The organism is Streptomyces sp. LX-29, from assembly GCF_029541745.1.
GTDB lineage: Bacteria > Actinomycetota > Actinomycetes > Streptomycetales > Streptomycetaceae > Streptomyces.
On record NZ_CP089746.1, the window covers coordinates 4,256,031 to 4,273,712 of the forward strand.

At 72.9% G+C, this 17,682-nt stretch carries 15 protein-coding genes and 1 tRNA gene; 13 read left to right on the forward strand and 3 right to left on the reverse strand.

What is annotated here, in order from left to right; all coding sequences use genetic code 11:
• Positions 1-448: 448 nt before the first annotated feature.
• The 7 genes from LRS74_RS18370 to LRS74_RS18400 all read left to right on the forward strand — a co-directional run bounded on the left by LRS74_RS18370 (position 449) and on the right by LRS74_RS18400 (position 8,882).
• Positions 449-931 (forward strand): CarD family transcriptional regulator, encoded by a 483-nt coding sequence (locus LRS74_RS18370; RefSeq protein ID WP_009716930.1) that lies wholly within the window; start codon positions 449-451, stop codon positions 929-931.
• Between the two features lie 365 nt (positions 932-1,296).
• Complete coding sequence (gene ispD / locus LRS74_RS18375) at positions 1,297-2,073, forward strand: 2-C-methyl-D-erythritol 4-phosphate cytidylyltransferase (protein ID WP_277742012.1); 777 nt, start codon at positions 1,297-1,299, stop codon at positions 2,071-2,073.
• On the forward strand, positions 2,060-2,599 hold the full coding sequence (gene ispF, locus LRS74_RS18380) for a 2-C-methyl-D-erythritol 2,4-cyclodiphosphate synthase (RefSeq protein WP_277742013.1): 540 nt from the start codon (positions 2,060-2,062) through the stop codon (positions 2,597-2,599). The genes ispD and ispF overlap by 14 nt, the downstream gene beginning before the upstream one ends.
• A 296-nt stretch (positions 2,600-2,895) precedes the next feature.
• The gene (locus LRS74_RS18385; protein WP_277742014.1) at positions 2,896-3,303 is read left to right on the forward strand and encodes a PPOX class F420-dependent oxidoreductase; all 408 of its coding nucleotides are present in this window, start codon (positions 2,896-2,898) and stop codon (positions 3,301-3,303) included.
• A 100-nt stretch (positions 3,304-3,403) separates the two neighbouring features.
• Positions 3,404-4,804 (forward strand): cysteine--tRNA ligase, encoded by a 1,401-nt coding sequence (cysS, locus tag LRS74_RS18390; protein ID WP_277742015.1) that lies wholly within the window; start codon positions 3,404-3,406, stop codon positions 4,802-4,804.
• A gap of 109 nt (positions 4,805-4,913) precedes the next feature.
• Positions 4,914-5,867: a 23S rRNA (guanosine(2251)-2'-O)-methyltransferase RlmB gene (rlmB, locus tag LRS74_RS18395; RefSeq protein ID WP_277742016.1), complete on the forward strand. Its 954-nt coding sequence runs from the start codon at positions 4,914-4,916 to the stop codon at positions 5,865-5,867.
• A 1,344-nt stretch (positions 5,868-7,211) separates the two neighbouring features.
• The gene (locus tag LRS74_RS18400) at positions 7,212-8,882 is read left to right on the forward strand and encodes a DoxX family protein (protein WP_277742017.1); all 1,671 of its coding nucleotides are present in this window, start codon (positions 7,212-7,214) and stop codon (positions 8,880-8,882) included.
• 143 nt (positions 8,883-9,025) lie between these two features.
• Here the strand turns inward: LRS74_RS18400 and LRS74_RS18405 are convergent, their stop codons facing one another.
• The 3 genes from LRS74_RS18405 to ugpC all read right to left on the reverse strand — a co-directional run bounded on the left by LRS74_RS18405 (position 9,026) and on the right by ugpC (position 11,763).
• Entirely contained in the window at positions 9,026-9,790 is a 765-nt protein-coding gene (locus tag LRS74_RS18405) for a nucleotidyltransferase family protein (RefSeq protein WP_144386424.1), read from the reverse strand.
• A 144-nt stretch (positions 9,791-9,934) separates the two neighbouring features.
• Positions 9,935-10,351, reverse strand: coding sequence for a hypothetical protein (locus tag LRS74_RS18410; protein WP_277742019.1), 417 nt, complete (start codon positions 10,349-10,351; stop codon positions 9,935-9,937).
• A 284-nt stretch (positions 10,352-10,635) separates the two neighbouring features.
• Complete coding sequence (gene ugpC / locus LRS74_RS18415; protein WP_277742020.1) at positions 10,636-11,763, reverse strand: sn-glycerol-3-phosphate ABC transporter ATP-binding protein UgpC; 1,128 nt, start codon at positions 11,761-11,763, stop codon at positions 10,636-10,638.
• A gap of 182 nt (positions 11,764-11,945) precedes the next feature.
• Between ugpC and LRS74_RS18420 the strand changes: the two genes are divergently transcribed.
• The 6 genes from LRS74_RS18420 (at position 11,946) to LRS74_RS18445 (ending at position 17,607) form a co-directional block, all read left to right on the forward strand.
• Positions 11,946-12,018: transfer RNA gene (locus LRS74_RS18420), tRNA-Thr, on the forward strand.
• Positions 12,019-12,769: 751 nt separating this feature from the next.
• Positions 12,770-13,636, forward strand: coding sequence for a hypothetical protein (locus LRS74_RS18425; RefSeq protein WP_277742021.1), 867 nt, complete (start codon positions 12,770-12,772; stop codon positions 13,634-13,636).
• A 40-nt stretch (positions 13,637-13,676) separates the two neighbouring features.
• Positions 13,677-14,543, forward strand: coding sequence for a LuxR family transcriptional regulator (locus tag LRS74_RS18430; RefSeq protein WP_277742022.1), 867 nt, complete (start codon positions 13,677-13,679; stop codon positions 14,541-14,543).
• A 190-nt stretch (positions 14,544-14,733) separates the two neighbouring features.
• Positions 14,734-15,468 carry an IclR family transcriptional regulator C-terminal domain-containing protein gene (locus tag LRS74_RS18435; protein WP_277742023.1) on the forward strand — a complete coding sequence of 245 codons (735 nt, stop codon included), beginning with the start codon at positions 14,734-14,736 and terminating at the stop codon, positions 15,466-15,468.
• A gap of 390 nt (positions 15,469-15,858) precedes the next feature.
• On the forward strand, positions 15,859-16,641 hold the full coding sequence (locus tag LRS74_RS18440) for a LuxR C-terminal-related transcriptional regulator (RefSeq protein WP_277742024.1): 783 nt from the start codon (positions 15,859-15,861) through the stop codon (positions 16,639-16,641).
• 48 nt (positions 16,642-16,689) lie between these two features.
• On the forward strand, positions 16,690-17,607 hold the full coding sequence (locus tag LRS74_RS18445; RefSeq protein WP_277742025.1) for a LuxR family transcriptional regulator: 918 nt from the start codon (positions 16,690-16,692) through the stop codon (positions 17,605-17,607).
• The last annotated feature ends 75 nt before the right edge of the window (positions 17,608-17,682 follow it).

Genomic DNA, 17,682 nt, shown 5'->3' on the forward strand with positions numbered 1-17,682 from the left:
ACCCGACCCGCCCCCCGACGATCAGTAGCGGGTCGGAATATCGTCCCGGCGTCCGGAAGGCGGATTATCCGTAAGGAATGCGTGGAGTACGCCGGGAGGCACCGACCGTGAATTGATCACCTTCTTGATCATCTGTGGCGTGATCAATTCGCGAATCACCGCGTTCCGACGGACGGGGATCGAACGGAGTAGCGCGAGAGGCGCCCGCGGACTCCGGCAAAACGGGACGTACAGCCACTCGCGTGGCGGTCTCGGGCGGTGTAACGTGCGCCTTTCAGTGTGCCCGGACAGTGGCTCCGACCTGCGAATACCCGCTTCCGCGACCCCCTCGCAGCACGTTCCGGCTGTTGTTGTCAAGCCCCGAGATATGCCCTGACCTGCGAAAACGCCATTCAGAACAGCCTGTTCCCGTGTTACCCTGGATAGCCACGGAAGGGGTACCTGTCACATGACGTTCAAGGTTGGCGACACCGTGGTCTATCCCCATCACGGGGCCGCGCTGATCGAGGCCATCGAAACTCGCCAGATCAAAGGCGTGGACAAGACCTACTTGGTGCTGAAGGTCGCACAGGGCGACCTCACGGTTCGTGTGCCGGCGGACAATGCGGAGTTCGTCGGTGTGCGTGATGTGGTCGGCCAGGACGGGCTGGACCGGGTCTTCGAGGTGCTGCGCGCACCGTACGCGGAAGAGCCCACGAACTGGTCCCGTCGCTACAAGGCGAACCTCGAGAAGCTCGCCTCCGGTGACGTGATCAAGGTCGCCGAGGTCGTGCGCGACCTGTGGCGTCGTGAGCGCGAGCGCGGTCTCTCCGCTGGTGAGAAGCGCATGCTCGCCAAGGCCCGGCAGATCCTGGTCAGTGAGCTCGCCCTCGCTGAGAGCACGAACGAGGACAAGGCAGAGGCCCTGCTCGACGAGGTCCTCGCGTCCTGACGTACGAATGCCGCGGTGCCCGGAAGACGTGACGCGGGCTTGGTGCACGAAGATCACCAAGCCTTGTCCGCCGTCGCCGGGCGCTGCGGCATCTGTGCATTCCCTGGCGCCCCGGCCGACCGGGCCGATCGACGCCCCTAGCGACTCCGATCCGCTGATCCGCCGAACCTGATCTGCAACGGGTCCCCGAGCCGCGATCTCCAGACGCCGAGCCGGTGCTCTGCGCGGGGGTCACGGAACTGGGTGTGCCGGGCCCGGGCAGCTGGCTCGACCGGTGTCACGGAAGGGTCCGATCGGGGCATCGCGCCCGGCACGCTGTGGCCATACCCATTTCGGCCGAGGAAGCAAACCTGAACGCCAACGCATTGTCCGCCTCCGAGGGCCCGCAGGGCCCCGGGCGGCCCTCCCGCACCGCCGCGGTCATCCCCGCGGCCGGCCGAGGCGTGCGCCTCGGCCCCGGCGCCCCCAAGGCGCTGCGTACGCTGCGCGGCATTCCGATGCTGGTCCACGCCGTCCGGGCGATGGCCGGCTCCCGCGCCGTCTCCCTGGTCGTCGTCGTGGCGCCGCCGGACGGCGCGGCCGAGGTGCGCCACCTGCTGGACGAGTACCCGCTGCCGCGTGACACCGAGGTGCTCGTGGTGCCCGGCGGCGGCACCCGCCAGGAGTCGGTCCGGCTGGGCCTGGCCGCGCTTCCCGACGACGTCACCACCGTGCTGGTCCACGACGCCGCCCGCCCGCTGGTGCCGGTGGACACCGTGGACGCCGTCGTCGCGGCGGTCCGGGACGGAGCGCCCGCCGTGGTACCGGCGCTGCCGCTCGCCGACACCGTCAAGCAGGTCGAGCCGCGCACCGGCGAGCGGGCCGGCGAGCCCGAGCCGGTGGTGGCCACCCCCGAGCGCGCCCTGCTGCGCGCCGTGCAGACCCCGCAGGGCTTCGACCGGGCCACGCTGGCGGAGGCCCACGCGAAGGTCGCCGTGGCCGGCGAGGGCGCGACGGACGACGCGGGCATGGTGGAGCGGCTCGGCGTCGAGGTCGTGGTGGTGCCCGGCCACGAGGAGGCGTTCAAGGTGACGCGCCCGCTGGATCTGGTGCTGGCCGAGGCCGTGCTGGCCCGGAGGAGGGTGACCGATGGCTTCGCCTGAGCCGCCGCGGACGTCGGCCGAGGGCCGGTCCCCGTCCGCGCCGCCGCTGCCGCTGACCGGCATCGGCACCGATGTGCACGCCTTCGAGCGCGGCCGCGAGCTGTGGTGCGCGGGCCTGCTCTGGGAGGGCCCGGGGAACGACGAGTGGGGCCTGGCCGGGCACTCCGACGGCGACGTCGCCGCCCACGCCGCCTGTGACGCGCTCTTCTCCGCCGCCGGCGTCGGCGACCTCGGTGCCCACTTCGGCACCGACCGCCCCGAGTGGGCCGGCGCCTCCGGTGTCACCCTGCTCACCGAGGCCGCCCGGATCGTGCGCGCGGCCGGCTTCGAGATCGGCAACGTCGCGATCCAGGTGATCGGCGTACGACCGAAGGTCGGCAAGCGGCGGGACGAGGCGCAGCGGGTGCTCTCCGAGGCGGTGGGCGCGCGGGTGTCGGTCTCCGGCACCACGACCGACGGCCTGGGCCTGACCGGGCGCGGCGAGGGCCTGGCGGCGATCGCCACGGCGCTGGTCTACCCGGTGTAGCCCCCGTCCCGGGCCGCGGGGCCGCGGGCGCTGCGGCGCCGAGCGAGCGGCCCGGGGAGCCCGTCCCCCGGCGCGGCCCACGGTCAGCGGTGGCCGGCGAGGCCCGGCGAGGCACGGTGGAGCCCGGTGAGGTCCGGCGTCGGCGAGGGTCTCGGGCCGGCCGGCGCTGGTCTTCCCGGCGTAACTCCGTGGTCCTACGGGTGGAAGCGGGACCGGGTGTCGCTCCGGCGGCGGCCCGGCGCGGAACGGCTATCCGTACGCGGCCCATCCGGGCCCCTCACGGAAGGACTCCGCCGGTGCCGGTCACACTCCCCGACGCGGTCAAGGACATGCTGGACTCCCCGGTCTTCGTCACACTGGTGACGCTCAACCCCGACGGCAGCCCGCAGGCGTCGCCGACCTGGGTCAAGCGCGACGGGGACGAGGTGCTCATCTCCACCACGCTCGGCCGCCGCAAGGAGAAGAACCTGCGCCGCGACCCCCGGGTGTCGGTGGTGGTGCAGCCGAGCGACTCCCCCTACACCTACGCGGAGCTGCGCGGCGAGGCGCGGCTGGACAGCGAGGGGGCGCAGGAGCTCATCGACGAACTGTCGCTGAAGTACACCGGCAAGCGGTACGCGGACTTCAACCCGGCCTCGGCGCAGGACGCGCCGCGCGTCATCGTCCGCGTCCAGCCGGCGCACATCGCGGGCATGGGGCTCTGACCGGCCCACGGGCGGGGCGATTCCGGACTTCTGTCACGCTTCGGTGACCCTGCGGCCGAATGGTCGCGGGGCACTGCCGCGTTCCGACTACCCTTGACGCGTGACTATTCGCCTGTACGACACCAGCGCCCGGCAGATCCGTGACTTCACCCCGCTCACGCCGGGCTGCGTCTCGATCTACCTGTGTGGCGCGACCGTGCAGGCCGCCCCGCACATCGGACACATCCGGTCGGGGCTGAACTTCGACATCATGCGTCGCTGGTTCGCGTACCGCGGCTATGACGTGACGTTCGTCCGCAACGTCACCGACATCGACGACAAGATCATCGTCAAGTCCCTGGAGCAGGGCCGCCCGTGGTGGGCGATCGGTTACGACAACGAGCGCGCGTTCAACTCGGCGTACGACGCGCTGGGCTGCCTGCCGCCGACGTACGAGCCCCGGGCGACCGGCCATGTGCCGGAGATGATCGAGATGATGCGCGGGCTGATCGACCGCGGTCACGCCTACGCCGCCGAGGGCAACGTCTACTTCGACGTGCGCTCGTACGAGGGTTATCTGAGCCTGTCCAACCAGGAGCTGGACAACCTCCAGGCGGCCAGCGACGCGGCCGACGGCGGCAAGCGCGACCCGCGCGACTTCGCGCTCTGGAAGGCCGTCAAGCCCGGCGAGCCCAGCTGGGAGACCCCGTGGGGCCGCGGCCGTCCGGGCTGGCACCTGGAGTGCTCGGCGATGGCGCACAAGTACCTGGGCCGCGCCTTCGACGTCCACGCGGGCGGGGTGGACCTGATCTTCCCGCACCACGAGAACGAGATCGCCCAGGCCAAGGCGTTCGGCGACGACTTCGCCGCCTACTGGACGCACAACGCCTGGGTCACCATGAGCGGCGAGAAGATGAGCAAGTCGCTCGGCAACTCGGTGCTGGTGTCGGAGATGGTCAAGCAGTGGCGCCCCATCGTGCTGCGCTACTACCTGGGCACCCCGCACTACCGCTCGATGATCGAGTACAGCGAGGAGTCGCTGCGCGAGGCCGAGGCCGGCTTCGCGCGCATCGAGGGCTTCGTGCAGCGGGTCACCGAGCTTGCGGGCAAGGTCGTCGACCCGGCCGCCGAGGTGCCGCCGGCCTTCGCCGAGGCGATGGACGACGACCTGGGCGTGCCGCAGGCGCTGGCGATCGTGCACACCACCGTCCGCCAGGGCAACTCCGCCCTCACCGCGGACGACAAGGAGTCGGCGGTGGCGCGGCTGGCCGAGGTCCGGGCGATGCTCGGGGTGCTGGGCCTGGACCCGCTGGACGAGCAGTGGGCCGGCGGCGGCGAGCGCGGCGAGGACCTGCACGGCGTGGTCGACTCGCTGGTCCGGATGGTGCTGGACCAGCGGCAGGCGGCCCGCGCCCGCAAGGACTACGCGACGGCCGACGCCATCCGCGACCAGCTCCAGCAGTCCGGGCTGGTCATCGAGGACACTCCGGCGGGTCCGCGCTGGGAGCTCGGCAGCCGCTGAGCCAGGGGTCCGCGCATACGCGCTGACCTCGCATGTTGTGCCGCCTGGGAGACCGGGCGGCACACTGATGACTGAGTTAGTACATACGTTTGTAGGAAACGGGTGACCCATGGCCGGCAACAGCCAGCGCAGGAACCGCCGCACCAGCAACAAGAAGGGCGCGACGGTCGGCAGCGGCGGCCAGCGACGCCGTGGCCTTGAGGGCAAGGGCCCGACCCCGCCCGCCGAGATGCGCAAGGGGCACGCCAAGCAGCGCGCCGCCAACGCCCGCGCCAAGGCGGCGAACCGCCGTCCGGCCCCGCGTCGCGGTGGCCCCAAGGGCACCAACGAACTGGTGGTCGGCCGTAACCCGGTCGTGGAGGCGCTGCGCGAGGGCGTCCCGGCGAACGTGCTCTACGTGCAGCAGTTCATCGACAACGACGAGCGGGTGCGCGAGGCGCTGCAGCTGGCGAACGAGCGCGGCGGCATCAACCTCATGGAGGCGCCGCGCGGTGAGCTCGACCGGATGACCAACGGGCTCAACCACCAGGGCCTGGTGCTCCAGGTCCCGCCGTACGACTACGCGCACCCCGAGGACCTCGTCGACGCGGCCGCCGCGGAGGGCGAGGCCCCGCTGATCGTCGCCCTCGACGGCGTCACCGACCCGCGCAACCTGGGCGCCGTGGTCCGCTCCGTCTCCGCCTTCGGCGGGCACGGCGTGGTCGTCCCCGAGCGGCGCGCCGCCGGCATGACGGCCGGCGCCTGGAAGACCTCGGCGGGCACCGCCGCCCGTACGCCGGTGGCGCGCGCCACCAACCTGACGCGCGCCCTTGAGTCTTACCAGAAGGCCGGGCTCACGGTCGTCGGCCTCGCCGCGGACGGCGATGTCGAGCTGCACGAGCTGGAGGTCCTCGACGGCCCCGTCGTCATCGTCGTCGGCAGCGAGGGCAAGGGCCTGTCGCGGCTCGTCGGCGAGACCTGCGATCTGCGCGTGCGGATTCCGATGCCGGGCGGCGCGGAGTCGCTGAACGCCGGTGTGGCGGCGGGCGTCGTCCTGTACGAGGCCGCACGCCGCCGCGCGTAGCCTCGCGCCGGCGGGCGTGACCCCTACGGGTGTGCCCCGTCGCGCCCTGCGGGGCGGTGCCTCGCGCCGACGGGGGTGACCTTGCGGGGCGCGCCCCGTGGCGCGGTGCCTCGCGCCGGCGGGCGTAGCCTCGCGCCGGCGGGCGTGACCTCTCGGGGTGTGCCCCCGTGGCGTCGTCCTGCGGGGCGGTGCCTCTTGGCTCGCGTCACGGAGGTGCGTGTTCCGCCGCGCCGGTTCGTGACGCGCGCCCCCGTACGCGGTTTTTTCCCGCCCACCCGCCCCTGCTGGGCTGGGTGCCGCAGCCCGTGCTGTCGCGAGCGCCTGCGGAGCTGGCTGGCGCCGACCCGCGCGGCTGGTGGCAGGCGAGGCCGGCTTTTCCCACCCACCCGCCCCTGCCCGTGCTGTCGCGAGCGCCTGCGGAGCCGGCTGGCGCCGACCCGCGCGCTGCCCTGTGTGCCCCTTGGTGGTGGGGTGGGGTGTCTGGGGCGGGCCCCTGCCCGTGCTGTTGGGAGCGCCTGCGGAGCCGGCTGCGCCGACCCACCTGGCTGGTGGCGGGCGACGTTGTCGTACGCCCGTTGGGGATGGGGTGGGGTGTCCGGGGAGGTGCTCCCGGCCCGTGCTCGTGCGGCCGTCTGTGGGGCCGATTGGGCGTCCTGTGTGGATCGTCGGTGGCGGGGTGGGGTGTTCCTGGCCGGGTGCCCCGGCCCGTGCTGCCGCTAGCGCCTCTGGAGCCGGCCGACGGCGACTGGCGTCGCTGGTGCGGGCGAGTTCGCTGGTGTGCCCGTTGGCGATGGGCGGGGTGTCCGGAGAGGGCGGGGCCCACGAATCCGCGTCCGTCGGCTGCCTGCGGAGCCGGTTGAGGCCGACCCGCGAGCGGGCGAGGCCGTCGTACGCCTGTTGGGGGTGGGGTGGGGTGTCCGGGAGGTGCTCCCGGGCCGTGCTCGTGCGGCCGTCTGTGGGGCCGGTTGGGGGCGTCCCGTGTCCGTTCCGGGGGCCTGCCCGTGTCCGTCGCCAGCGCCAGCGCCAGCGTTAGCCCCGTCGCCGGCGTCAGCGCCTGCGGGGCTCGGCTTACGCCGTTCCGCGGCCCAGGCCGCTGGTCGGGTTCGGCTGGGCGGCCGCGTCGCTGACGCGGTGGCCCAGGCTGTGCCCGCGCCAGCCACCGGGGCGGTCTTCGCCGAGCCGGTGCTCGCGTACGCGTCCCGAGGTGGGGGCGGGGCCCCGCGGTCGGCAGCGTGTCGCGGCCGCGGACTCGCCGGTGGGAGGCAGGGGGTGATCTTGACTTGACGGGTCTCGGACACTTGGTGGCGGTCAAGGGAGTGTCTTAAACGCGGGTCACTCGGTTAGATGAGCGTGGACACCAGAACACCCCGCACGCCTTCGGGGGGACGCTCATCGGGATTTGATGACGAGCCGCAGCTGATCATGGCAAAGGTGCCATGTGATCCGGCACAGGTCATCGTCAATCACGCGAGCTTCCGGGTGCGGCTCGCCGAGCCGCCGGGCGGGAGCCGGTTGGCGGAGGACACGGTCCGGCTGGACTCGGTGCCGGCGGCGCCCCGGCGGCGGCCGGTGGTGTGGACCGGGCGGACCGGGCCGGGCGGCGACCCGGCCGCGGCCCAGCTCCTCCAGGCCGTACGGCACGCGGGCGGCATCCGCGGCGTGGACGCCGAGGACGTGGGGGCGGCCACCCAGGTGCTGCCGCGGGTGCGGCTCGACGACCCGCCCACCGGGGTCATCGGGCCGCGCAGCCCGCGGGCCGAGGCCGATGCCACCGCGCAGCTGCCGCTGGCCCGCAGCGCGCCGGGGGAGTACCCGCGGCGCGCGTACGGCGAGGGGCCGGGCGGTGTGGGCGCCGAGGCCCACCTGGGTGCCGACGACGAGGAGCCGCGGCGGTCGCGGCGGTCGGGCGACACCGTGCGGCACGCGTACTACCCCGGCCGGCGGATGAACCTGGGCGTCGTGCTGCTGCCCATGCGCATCTTCCTGGGCCTCATCTCGATCTACGCGGGCATGGGCAAGCTCTCCGACCCCGTCTACTTCGACGGCGGCGAGCGCGGCTCGATGGTCACCTGGCTGCAGTCCCTGCACCCCTGGCCGGTGGCCTCCCCGCTGCGTGACCTCGCCCTCGCGCACCCGGTCGGCGCCGGGCTGACCGTGGCGTTCCTCCAGGTCGTGGTCGGCGTGCTCACCGTCTTCGGGCTCTGGCAGCGGGTCGCCGCCGCGATCGGCGCGCTGCTGTCCGCCGCGTTGATCGTGACCGTCAGCTGGCGCACCGTCCCCGTCTACGACGCTCCCGACATCATCTACCTCGCTGCCTGGAGCCCGTTGATCATCGCGGGTGCCCCGGTGTACTCCATGGACGCCCGGCTCGCCGGCGAGGCATGGCGGCGGCTCGGGCCGCGTGTCGAGGTGTGGCAGCTGCGCCGTCGGGTGCTGCGCCGGGGCACCGTCATGGTCTCCGTCATCGCCGGGCTGACCCTGCTCTTCGGCTCGATGCTGGGTGGCGCCGTGCGCACCTCCGACATGGTGAACGCGCCCGGCCCCAGCGACCCCCCGACCAACGACCTGCCCGGCTCGCCGCTGCCCCGCAAGTCCGACGGCGGCACTCCGCGCGACACCCAGGGGCCGGCCGGGTCGACCGGCGCCCCGTCGACCCGCCAGCGCACCCCGGCCCCCTCGGCCTCGGTCCCGTCGTCCTCCGCGCCGGGCGCGGTGCGCGAGTCGGGCACCATCGGCTCCGGGAACGCCACCGTCGGCGGTCAGCCGAGCCAGACCCAGGGCGCGCAGGGTGCGCAGACCGCGCCGCAGGCCCCGCAGCCGCAGGAGCAGCAGCCCGCCGCCCCGGAGACCACCTCCGCCGGCCCCTCCTCCACCGGCGGCACCGGTGGTGCCGGCGACACCGGCCCCGCCGCCACCGGCGGTGGCAGCGCCCCGGGCGCGGGCGGCGGCGGTGGCGGCGGCTCCACCTCCGGCGGCGGCTCCAGCGGCGGCGCGCTGGGCGGGCTGCTCGGCTAGGCGACCCACGGTCCCGGGCCTGCCACCGGCGCCCGGGACCCGCACCGGGTGCCCGAAGGGCCCGTACGACGCTCTCGCGCGTCGTACGGGCCCTTCGTCGTGGCGTCGTGGCGTCGGGTCGCCGTGGGGTGCCTGTCGCCCGGTCAGCTCCGGGCCGCGGCCAGCTCCCGGGCGGCCTCCGTCAGGTCCTTCGCCGTGTCGATGGCCCGCCAGTAGGCGCCGTGCGGCAGCGGGAAGCCGGCCAGCCGGCGTTCGCGGGCCAGCCGCGGGAAGGTGGTCCGCTCATGGTCGCCGTGGTCGGGGAGGAGCGCGGTGAACTCGGCGGAGAAGACGTAGACGCCCGCGTTGATCAGGTAGGGGGACGGCGGTGCCTCGATGAAGTCGAGGACGTGGCCGAACTCGTCGGTCTCCACCGCGCCCCAGGGAATCCGCGGGCGGGCGAGCGCGAGGGTGGCCAGCGCGTCGCGCTCGCGGTGGAAGTCCGCCATGTCGCGCAGGGAGAAGCGGGTCCAGATGTCGCCGTTGGTGGCGTACCAGGGCTGGTCGGAGTGGGGGAGCGAGGCGGCGGCGTACTTCAGTCCGCCGCCGCGGCCGAGCGGCTCGGGCTCGACGACCGTGGTGACCCGCAGCGGGAGGTCCGCCGCGTCGAGCCAGTTCCGCAGCACGTCGGCGAGGTGGCCGCAGGAGATGACCGCGTCGGTGACGCCCTCGGCCGCCAGCCACTCCAGCTGGTGGCCGATGATCGGGGTCCCGGTGCCCGGGATCTCCACCATCGGCTTCGGCCGGTCGTCGGTGTACGGGCGCAGCCGCGATCCCTGGCCACCGGCCAGGATGACGGCCTGTGTGGGGCGTATCGGCTGCGACCGCCCCGCGGCCGACAGGGTGGAACTGTGGGCATCACCATTCATGGACGGCACCCTATGCGGTGCCGGGGGCGGTCCTGCGCAGGGGAGAAGGAGCGGTGGGCGGGAAGCCCTCGGAGGGGCTTCCGAGCGGGGGTGGCCCACCGGGCGCGGGAGGGGCGGCGAGCGCCCCGAGACGGACCGCGCGGCTCAGCGGTGGGCCTGGGCGACTCCCGAGGCGAAGGAGACGTCGCAGACGGGCCGGGCGTAGGACTGGGCGCGGCTGGCGCTGCGGTACTTCTCCACGGCCGCCCGGCCCAGCGCACGGGCGATCGAGGCGCAGTGCTCGGCGATCGAGGGCCGGCGCTCGCTCTCCGCCTGCAGATGGGTGAGGGCCGTGCCGGGATCGGTCTCCTGGAGCTCGGCCAGCAGCCGGTCGCGCAGCTCCTCGTGCGGGGCGAGCCGCTCCTGCGGGGACGCCTTGTCGGAGGAGGCGGCGAGGACGCGTGAGTCGGTGCTGTGCGTGGCCCAGGGGACGCGGGTGACCGCGAGCGTCCCGGAGAGCACCAGGACGACGGGGAGGACGAGGGCGAGTGTTCTGCCGATGCGGCGGGCTGCGGTGTTCACGGAGGTCTTCCTCGCGGATCGGGGTGGGCGTGAGCGGTACGCCCGCGATCGTAGCGAGGAGTGATGATTTGGCGACATTTAGTCACCCCGTCGAGTGACGGAGTGGCGGCCGAGGCCCGACGTGATGTTGACGTACGGGGCTCGAAAAGGGCCTTCTGCTGGGCTATTTGTCGACAACGGCCGATGGCGCCACCTCGTCCACGAGGCGGCGCCATCGGCTCCGTATGGGCCCCCGGCCCGTTCCGCACGGGCCTGGGGGGCCGGGCCGCGCCGGGCGCGGTGGGTCAGTCGGTCAGGCGCTCGCCGGAGGAGGTGCAGAAGACGTGGGTCTCACCCGGACGCGGGACCACGTGCACCACCGAGCCCTTGGCCGGGACCTGGCGGCCGTTGACCCGGACCACCAGGTCCTTGACCGCGCCGCCGACCTCGGCGGTGCCGTAGACATAGCCGTCGGCGCCGAGCTCCTCGACGACGTTGACGGTCACGGCGAGCCCGGCCGGGGCGTCCTTGGAGACCGACGTGCCCGCGTCGCCGCCCTGCTCGACCACGTCGAAGTGCTCGGGGCGGATGCCGACGGTGACCGTGCGGTCGCCCTTGTCGGCCGCGGCGCCCAGCGCCTCCCGGGAGACCGGCACGACGCTGTTGCCGAACTTCACCCCACCGTCGGTGATCGGCACCTCGACCAGGTTCATGGCGGGGGAGCCGATGAAGCCGGCCACGAAGAGGTTGGCGGGGCGGTCGTACATGTTGCGCGGGGAGTCGATCTGCTGGAGCAGCCCGTCCTTGAGCACGGCCACCCGGTCGCCCATGGTCATCGCCTCGACCTGGTCGTGGGTGACGTAGACGGTGGTGATCCCCAGGCGGCGCTGGAGGCCGGCGATCTGGGTACGGGTCTGCACGCGCAGCTTGGCGTCCAGGTTGGACAGCGGCTCGTCCATGAGGAAGACCTGCGGTTCGCGGACGATGGCACGGCCCATCGCCACGCGCTGGCGCTGGCCGCCGGAGAGCGCCTTGGGCTTGCGGTCCAGGTACTCGGTGAGGTCCAGGATGCGCGCCGCGTCCTCGACCTTCTGCCGGATCTCGGTCTTGTTCACACCGGCGATCTTGAGCGCGAAGCCCATGTTCTGGGCCACGGTCATGTGCGGGTAGAGCGCGTAGTTCTGGAACACCATGGCGATGTCCCGGTCCTTCGGCGGCAGGTGCGTGACGTCGCGGTCGCCGATGCGGATGGCGCCCCCGTTGACGTCCTCCAGGCCCGCGAGCATGCGCAGCGAGGTGGACTTGCCGCAGCCCGAGGGGCCGACGAGGACCAGGAACTCGCCGTCTTCGATGGCGATCTCGAGCTGGTCGACGGCGGGCTTGTCGCTCCCCGGGTAGATCCGGGTCGCCTTGTCGTACGTGACCGTAGCCATGGGTGTATGGGTCCCTTCACCGGCAGGAACGTGCCGGACGATCCGAGTAAAGGTAGATGTGGTGTCCACCGGGTGGACATGCGGTGACGCTACCTGCCGTCGCGCGCCCTGTCAGCAGTGATGCGCAATCGCAATTTCCGGCCGGGGCATCACGCGGTCGTGGGTACACTGCTTTGAGTCTTGCCGCCTTAGCTCAGCTGGTAGAGCACCGCTCTTGTAAAGCGAAGGTCGTCGGTTCGAACCCGACAGGCGGCTCTGGATCGGAGAACCGCAGCTCGCCCCACCCGGTGACCTGCGGTTTTTCATGTCCTTACGTCCTGCGGGGAGCGGCCGGGGGGCGGGTGGCCCTGCGGGCGGCCCGCCGGGCGCGGGGCGGCCGCCGGTGTCGCGCGGCAGCCCGCCGGGGCGCCGCGACGGGCGTGACCGGGGGCGTGACGGGGGCGTCGGGGCGGCTTCGGCGCCCGGCGTCGGGACGGGCTCCGAGGCGGGCGCCTGGACGGGTGGTGGCGGCCGTCGGGACGGGCGGCGGGACAGGCTCGACCGGAGACGGCGCGGCCGGCCCGGCAGGGTGTCGGAACGTTGTCGTCCGCGGGGCTTCCGGTATCCATCCTCTGGAACGGGGACGGTCGGGGCCGCCACGTCGGGCGGTGGGCGGGGTGGAAACCCCCGGATACGGGTGATCGTAAAGCTGTCAACAAGCGGCCACGGATGAAGGTGTCGATCGCCGAACGTCGCCGTTCCAAGCCCTTCGCCTGCGGAGCGTGTTCGCTTCGTGAAGGTTGCCGACCGGGACTGCAGCTTGATGACAATCCGCGCACCCCCGGTGCCCCGATGAGCAGATCCATCGGGGGCGCGTGGGTGTTTTGCCCAAGCTTTACGGACTGGGTTTCGTTGACTGGCTCCCAACCGGCCAACTAGCCTCGCGCCACCAGAGCTTGGGAAGGCTTTCCTGACACAGCGCGATCGGTTCGGTGGAAATGCCTCCCGCGCATGGCATGGGGGAGTCATGTCTGAACAAGCGAATGTCAGCAATGTCAGCAAGGTTACTCATGCGGATGCGAGCGCCCGAGGCCGCTCGACCGTGCCCACCGACACCACCGGCGACGTCATCGAGGGCCTGGCCGCCAGCGGCGCGGACGGCTTAGAGGAGGCGTTGCTGCGGGTGCGCGGACTGATCGAGGCGGCGGTGGACCTGCACCGCCGCAACACTGTCCCGGCCACCCCGCTGGTGCCCGTCAGCGACGCCGCCGCCGTTCACGACGCGCTGGCCCAACTGGTCGAGCAGGCCAGGCACCGGCTGAGCATCACCATGCCGGGCGGGGTCGAGCGGGCCCGGCCGATCATGCCGCTGCTGCCGCGGATCAGCGCCATCGCCCGCAGCGGCATCCCGGTGCGGATCCTGGCGCACCCGCGGGTGCTGGGGCCGCTGGGCATCCTCTCGGCGGTGCGGCGCGGCAACGCCGGATACGAGGTGCGGGTCCTCGACATCGACCTCCAGGGCACCGTGGTCGCCGACGGCAAGGTGGCCTTCGGGCGCTCGGGGCCGCAGGACGAGTGCGTCCAGGCGTCGGTCATCCTCGACCCGATGGCGGTCCGCACCCTGGATCTGCTGTTCGCCGCGAACTGGGGCAGCGCCCGCCCGCTCGCCGAGCACCTGCGGCTCGCGGAGCGGCTGCACACCGACTCCGCACGGCTGATCCTGGGGCGGCTGCGGGCCGGGCGCACCGATGACGCGGCGGCCCGGGAGATCCAGGTCTCGCTGCGCACCTATCGCCGCCATGTCGCGGCGATCATGCGGGACGTCGGCGCCAACTCCCGCTTCCAGGCGGGGGTTCGGGCCGTGGAGCTCGGCCTGCTCGCGGAAAGTGACTGAGTGAGCTGACCGGCCCGACTGATGTCACGAGGTGAGTAGGGTGAGCAACGCCGCACCGTCCGGAGCGAGCGCCGAGCGTGGCCGGCTCCACCGCGCCATGGACCGTCGGACGGCCGCGGCCGCCGACGACCGGCAGATCGAGGACGACATCGCGCAGGAACTCATGGCCGTCCGAGAGCTCATCGAGACGACCGTCGTCAAGCACCGTGTCCGGCAGTCCCGTTCGCACTGGGTCTCCGCCGTCGACACCCATGACGAGGAGATGGTGGCCGCCGGCGACCAGCTCATCGGCACGGCGCGCAGGTCCATCGACGTGGTGTACGCGGTGGCCGACCCCTCGCACTCGCGGGTCGTGCGGACCGTGCTCACCCGCTGGCTGACCACCGGCCCGAGGAACGTGCGCACCCGGATGCTGTGCAACCGGTCCACCGTCGACCGGCCGCTGATCCGCGCCTACGCGGAGGCCGGCCGCCCGCTGGAGGTGCGGGTGGCCCGGGTGCCGATGCTCTCCGCGCTGATGGTGGACGGCCGTGAGTCCCTGGTCTGCGCCGATGTGCCCGGCGGCAGCGAGGCGTCCTCGATCCGCGACAGCGGGGTCATCGAGACGATCGCGGTGCTGTTCGAGGGGCTGTGGCGCAGCGCCGTGGTGGTCACGGACGAGATCGACTTCGGTGACCGGGCGCGCACCAAGATGGTGCGGCAGATCCTGGAGTGGCTGCGGCTCGGCGTCACCGACGAGGTGGCGGCGCGCGAGCTGGCGGTGTCGGTGCGCACCTACCGGCGCTGCGTCGCCGAGATCATGACACTGCTGGAGGCGAACTCCCGGTTCCAGGCCGGGGTGCGCGCCGCGGAGCTGGGGCTGCTGCCGCCGTCGAACGCGGCGGAGCCGCCGAGCAGACGCGGCTGACCCGCTGATGTGAAGGTCGACTCTCCACGCCCTGGCAGCTTCCTGTAGCGGTCGTATCCGGCTGCCCGGCACCGGGGTTAGATAGGGGCCCGCGGGACACCTTGATCCACGTGGCCGGTGAGTTGACGGGGGAGAGAGGGAGCGGCCGAGCCCGTATCCCGAATGGCTTACCGGACGAGGAGGCATCATCGTGACGACAGTGATTTCCGAGCAGACGCTGAGCGGAGTCGGCGTCCTCGACAAGGCGTCGCTCTTACTGGGGGTTCTGGAGAAGGGGCCGGCGTCGTTGTCGCGGCTCGTCTCCGACACCGGGCTGAAGCGCCCCACCGTGCACCGGCTGGTGTTGGCGCTGGAGCGGCTGCGGCTGCTGGCGCGCGACGCGCAGGGGCGGTTCATCCTCGGCCCGCGGCTGGGTGTGATGGCGGTCCAGGCGTGCCAGGACCGTCTGGTGACGGTGGCCGAGCCGGTGCTGTCGGAGCTGCGGGACCGCACCGGGGCCAACGCCCGGCTCTATCGCCGCCACGGCAATGTGCGGGTGTGCGTCGCCGAGGCCCAGGCGTACGGCAGTCCGGCCGGCCACGACCGGGCGGCGGTCGGCGCCGCGTTCCCGATGAGCGCCGGCCCCGCCTCCCAGGTGCTGCTCGCCTGGGAGCGCCCGGACGAGCTCAACGCGGGCCTGCGCGGCGCGCAGTTCACCGCGGCGGTGCTGTCCGGGGTGCGGCGCCAGGGGTGGGCGCAGAGCATCGGCGGGCGGGAGCACCCGGGCGCCGCGGTGGCCGCTCCGGTGCGTGATCCGGGGGGCCGGGTGGTGGCCGCGGTGTCGATCTCCGGGCCGACCACCCGGCTGACCACGGCGCCGGGACGGCGATACGGCGGCGCGGTGGTGGACGCGGCGATCCGTATCGCCGGCGGATTCGTCCCGTAGCGGGCTGGGGCGACGGCTGTTGCAGAACTGTCGAATTTCCCCGGGGAATGCCGAATTCCGGCGTGGAATTAGGAATTCCATGCCGGATGGCGATGTCGGGTTCCAGAAAACGGGCTGAGGCACCGCGGCGGGGGCCGGCTTCCGTAACGACTGTGTCACTCTTGTCACCGCGGGCCGGGGCGGGAGGCTTTGCGATCCCTTGGGCCGTGACTATCCGTCGTTGACTGGACAAGAACCAGCGAACTAATCTCAACGCGGCACGTTTAGCCGACCGTGCACTGATTTGCGGATGGCCGGCCCTGGCGCCGTCGTTTCAATTTTAAAGTGAAACGAAATCCGCGGCCTCGGCAGGGCGAGAACACATTCGCTGAGGGCTCCTGGGGGAAAACCATGATCGATCTGTCGCTGCCGTCGCGCCCTGCCGAATCCATCCCGGACACACCCGACACCCTCGAACGCGTGCTGCTCCAGGCCCGCGCACTGATCGAGTCCACGGTGACGGCGCGACGCAGCGCGCCCGGCTCCCGCGCCCTGTTCGAGATACGCCCGGAGGGCCAGGCGGTCGTGGACACCACCACACGGCTCATCGGCCGGGCCCGGCACAGCGTCTCCATCGCCCTGCCCGGCGGCTGTGAGCTCCAGGTGCGGGCGGTGGGGGCCGCCATCTCCGCGCTGGGCGCGGCCGGTCGGCGCGGGGTGACGGTCCGGCTGCTGTGCTCGCCGCGGATGATCGGCAGCGCGCTGGTGCGCGACGCCTCCGCGGCCGGCTGCGAGGTCCGGGTGGTCACCGGCGAGCTCCAGGAGTCCGTGATCGCCGACGGTCGGGTGGCGATGGTGCGCTCCGGGCCCGAGCGCACCGGGCGGAGCGCCGCGATCCTGGAGAACCCGGCCGCGGTGCGGGCGCTGGACCTGCTGTTCGCCAGCACCTGGGCCGGCGCGGTCCCGCTCGCCGCGGGGGCGGTGCTCAACGAGCGGCTGCGGCTGGAGACGGTGCGCAAGGTCCTCCAGTGGCTGTGCTCGGGCCAGACCGACGAGGTGGCCGCCCGGGAGCTCTCGGTCTCGCTGCGCACCTACCGCCGCCATGTCGCGGAGATCATGCGGGCGCTGGGCGCCACCTCCCGTTTCCAGGCCGGGGTGCGGGCCGTGGAACTCGGACTGGTGGAACGCGGCTGACCGGACGCGGTGTCGACGGCGAAGAGCACGTTCACGGGGGTGAGTGGGATGGACGAGGCATACGACGGGCGCGAGGCGTTCGGTGCCTATGGGTCACACGAGACGGACGGGGCGCTCGACGCACAGGGCACCCACGACGAGCTGGAGCGTTCGCTGCTGGAGGTCTGCGCCCTGATCGAGCAGACCGTCGACAAGCACCGGGATCGGCGCGCCCAGCCGGCCCTGGTGTACGAGGTGTCGGCCGGCAGCGCCGACCACGCCGCGCTCGCCCGCGAGCTGATCGCCGGCGCGACCGAGAGCGTGGAGGCGGTGCTCGCCGGGGAGCCGGGGCGCCGCTGGGCCACCCACGGCAGCCTGCACGAGCTGACGGTGGCCGGCCTGGTCGAGGCGGCCACCCGGGTGCTGTGCACCCGCGCCACCTTCGACCCGGAGCTGCTGCGGCGGCTGCCGGCGTGGAAGGGGCGACCCGCGGTGCGGGTCAGCGGGATGCCGACCCTGGAGGTGCTGATCGTCGACGAGCGGGCGGCGCTGGTCTGCGTCGACTCCGGTTCCGGCGGCGCCGCCTCCCTGATCCACGCGCCCTCGGTGATCCGCGGACTGCACACCCTCTTCGAGCGGGTGTGGCGGACGGCCATGGAGCCGACCGGGCCGGTCGGACTGAACGACGGCGCCCGCACCCGGCTCAACCGGCGCATCCTGGAGCAGTTACGGGCCGGGGTGACCGACGAGGTGGCGGCGCGCGAGCTGGCGGTGTCGGTGCGCACCTACCGTCGCTACGTGGCGGAGCTGATGGCCCGGCTGGGCGCCACCTCCCGCTTCCAGGCGGGGGTGTTGGCCGCCGAGTACGGCCTGCTGCCGGCCCCCACGGCCTTCCCCGCCCCGGCCTCCGCCCCGGCCTCCGCGCCGACATCTGCCCCGGCTTCCGGTCCTGTTCCTGTCGACCGCCGCCCGTCCGCTGGCAGTTAGCTGACGGGTTCCTTTACCTCGCCCGGATTCCACCCCTCCGGCGGAGCAGGGTAACGGAGGGAAGGAAGGAACCAC

Excerpts from the sequence above, each read along its gene's own strand:
- ispF (WP_277742013.1), top strand. The coding sequence starts at position 2,060 with ATGGCTTCGCCTGAGCCGCCGCGGACGTCGGCCGAGGGCCGGTCCCCG.
- LRS74_RS18405 (WP_144386424.1), bottom strand. The coding sequence starts at position 9,790 with ATGAATGGTGATGCCCACAGTTCCACCCTGTCGGCCGCGGGGCGGTCG.
- ugpC (WP_277742020.1), bottom strand. The coding sequence starts at position 11,763 with ATGGCTACGGTCACGTACGACAAGGCGACCCGGATCTACCCGGGGAGC.
- LRS74_RS18370 (WP_009716930.1), top strand. The coding sequence starts at position 449 with ATGACGTTCAAGGTTGGCGACACCGTGGTCTATCCCCATCACGGGGCC.
- LRS74_RS18425 (WP_277742021.1), top strand. The coding sequence starts at position 12,770 with ATGTCTGAACAAGCGAATGTCAGCAATGTCAGCAAGGTTACTCATGCG.
- LRS74_RS18445 (WP_277742025.1), top strand. The coding sequence starts at position 16,690 with ATGGACGAGGCATACGACGGGCGCGAGGCGTTCGGTGCCTATGGGTCA.
- LRS74_RS18440 (WP_277742024.1), top strand. The coding sequence starts at position 15,859 with ATGATCGATCTGTCGCTGCCGTCGCGCCCTGCCGAATCCATCCCGGAC.
- rlmB (WP_277742016.1), top strand. The coding sequence starts at position 4,914 with ATGGCCGGCAACAGCCAGCGCAGGAACCGCCGCACCAGCAACAAGAAG.
- LRS74_RS18400 (WP_277742017.1), top strand. The coding sequence starts at position 7,212 with ATGAGCGTGGACACCAGAACACCCCGCACGCCTTCGGGGGGACGCTCA.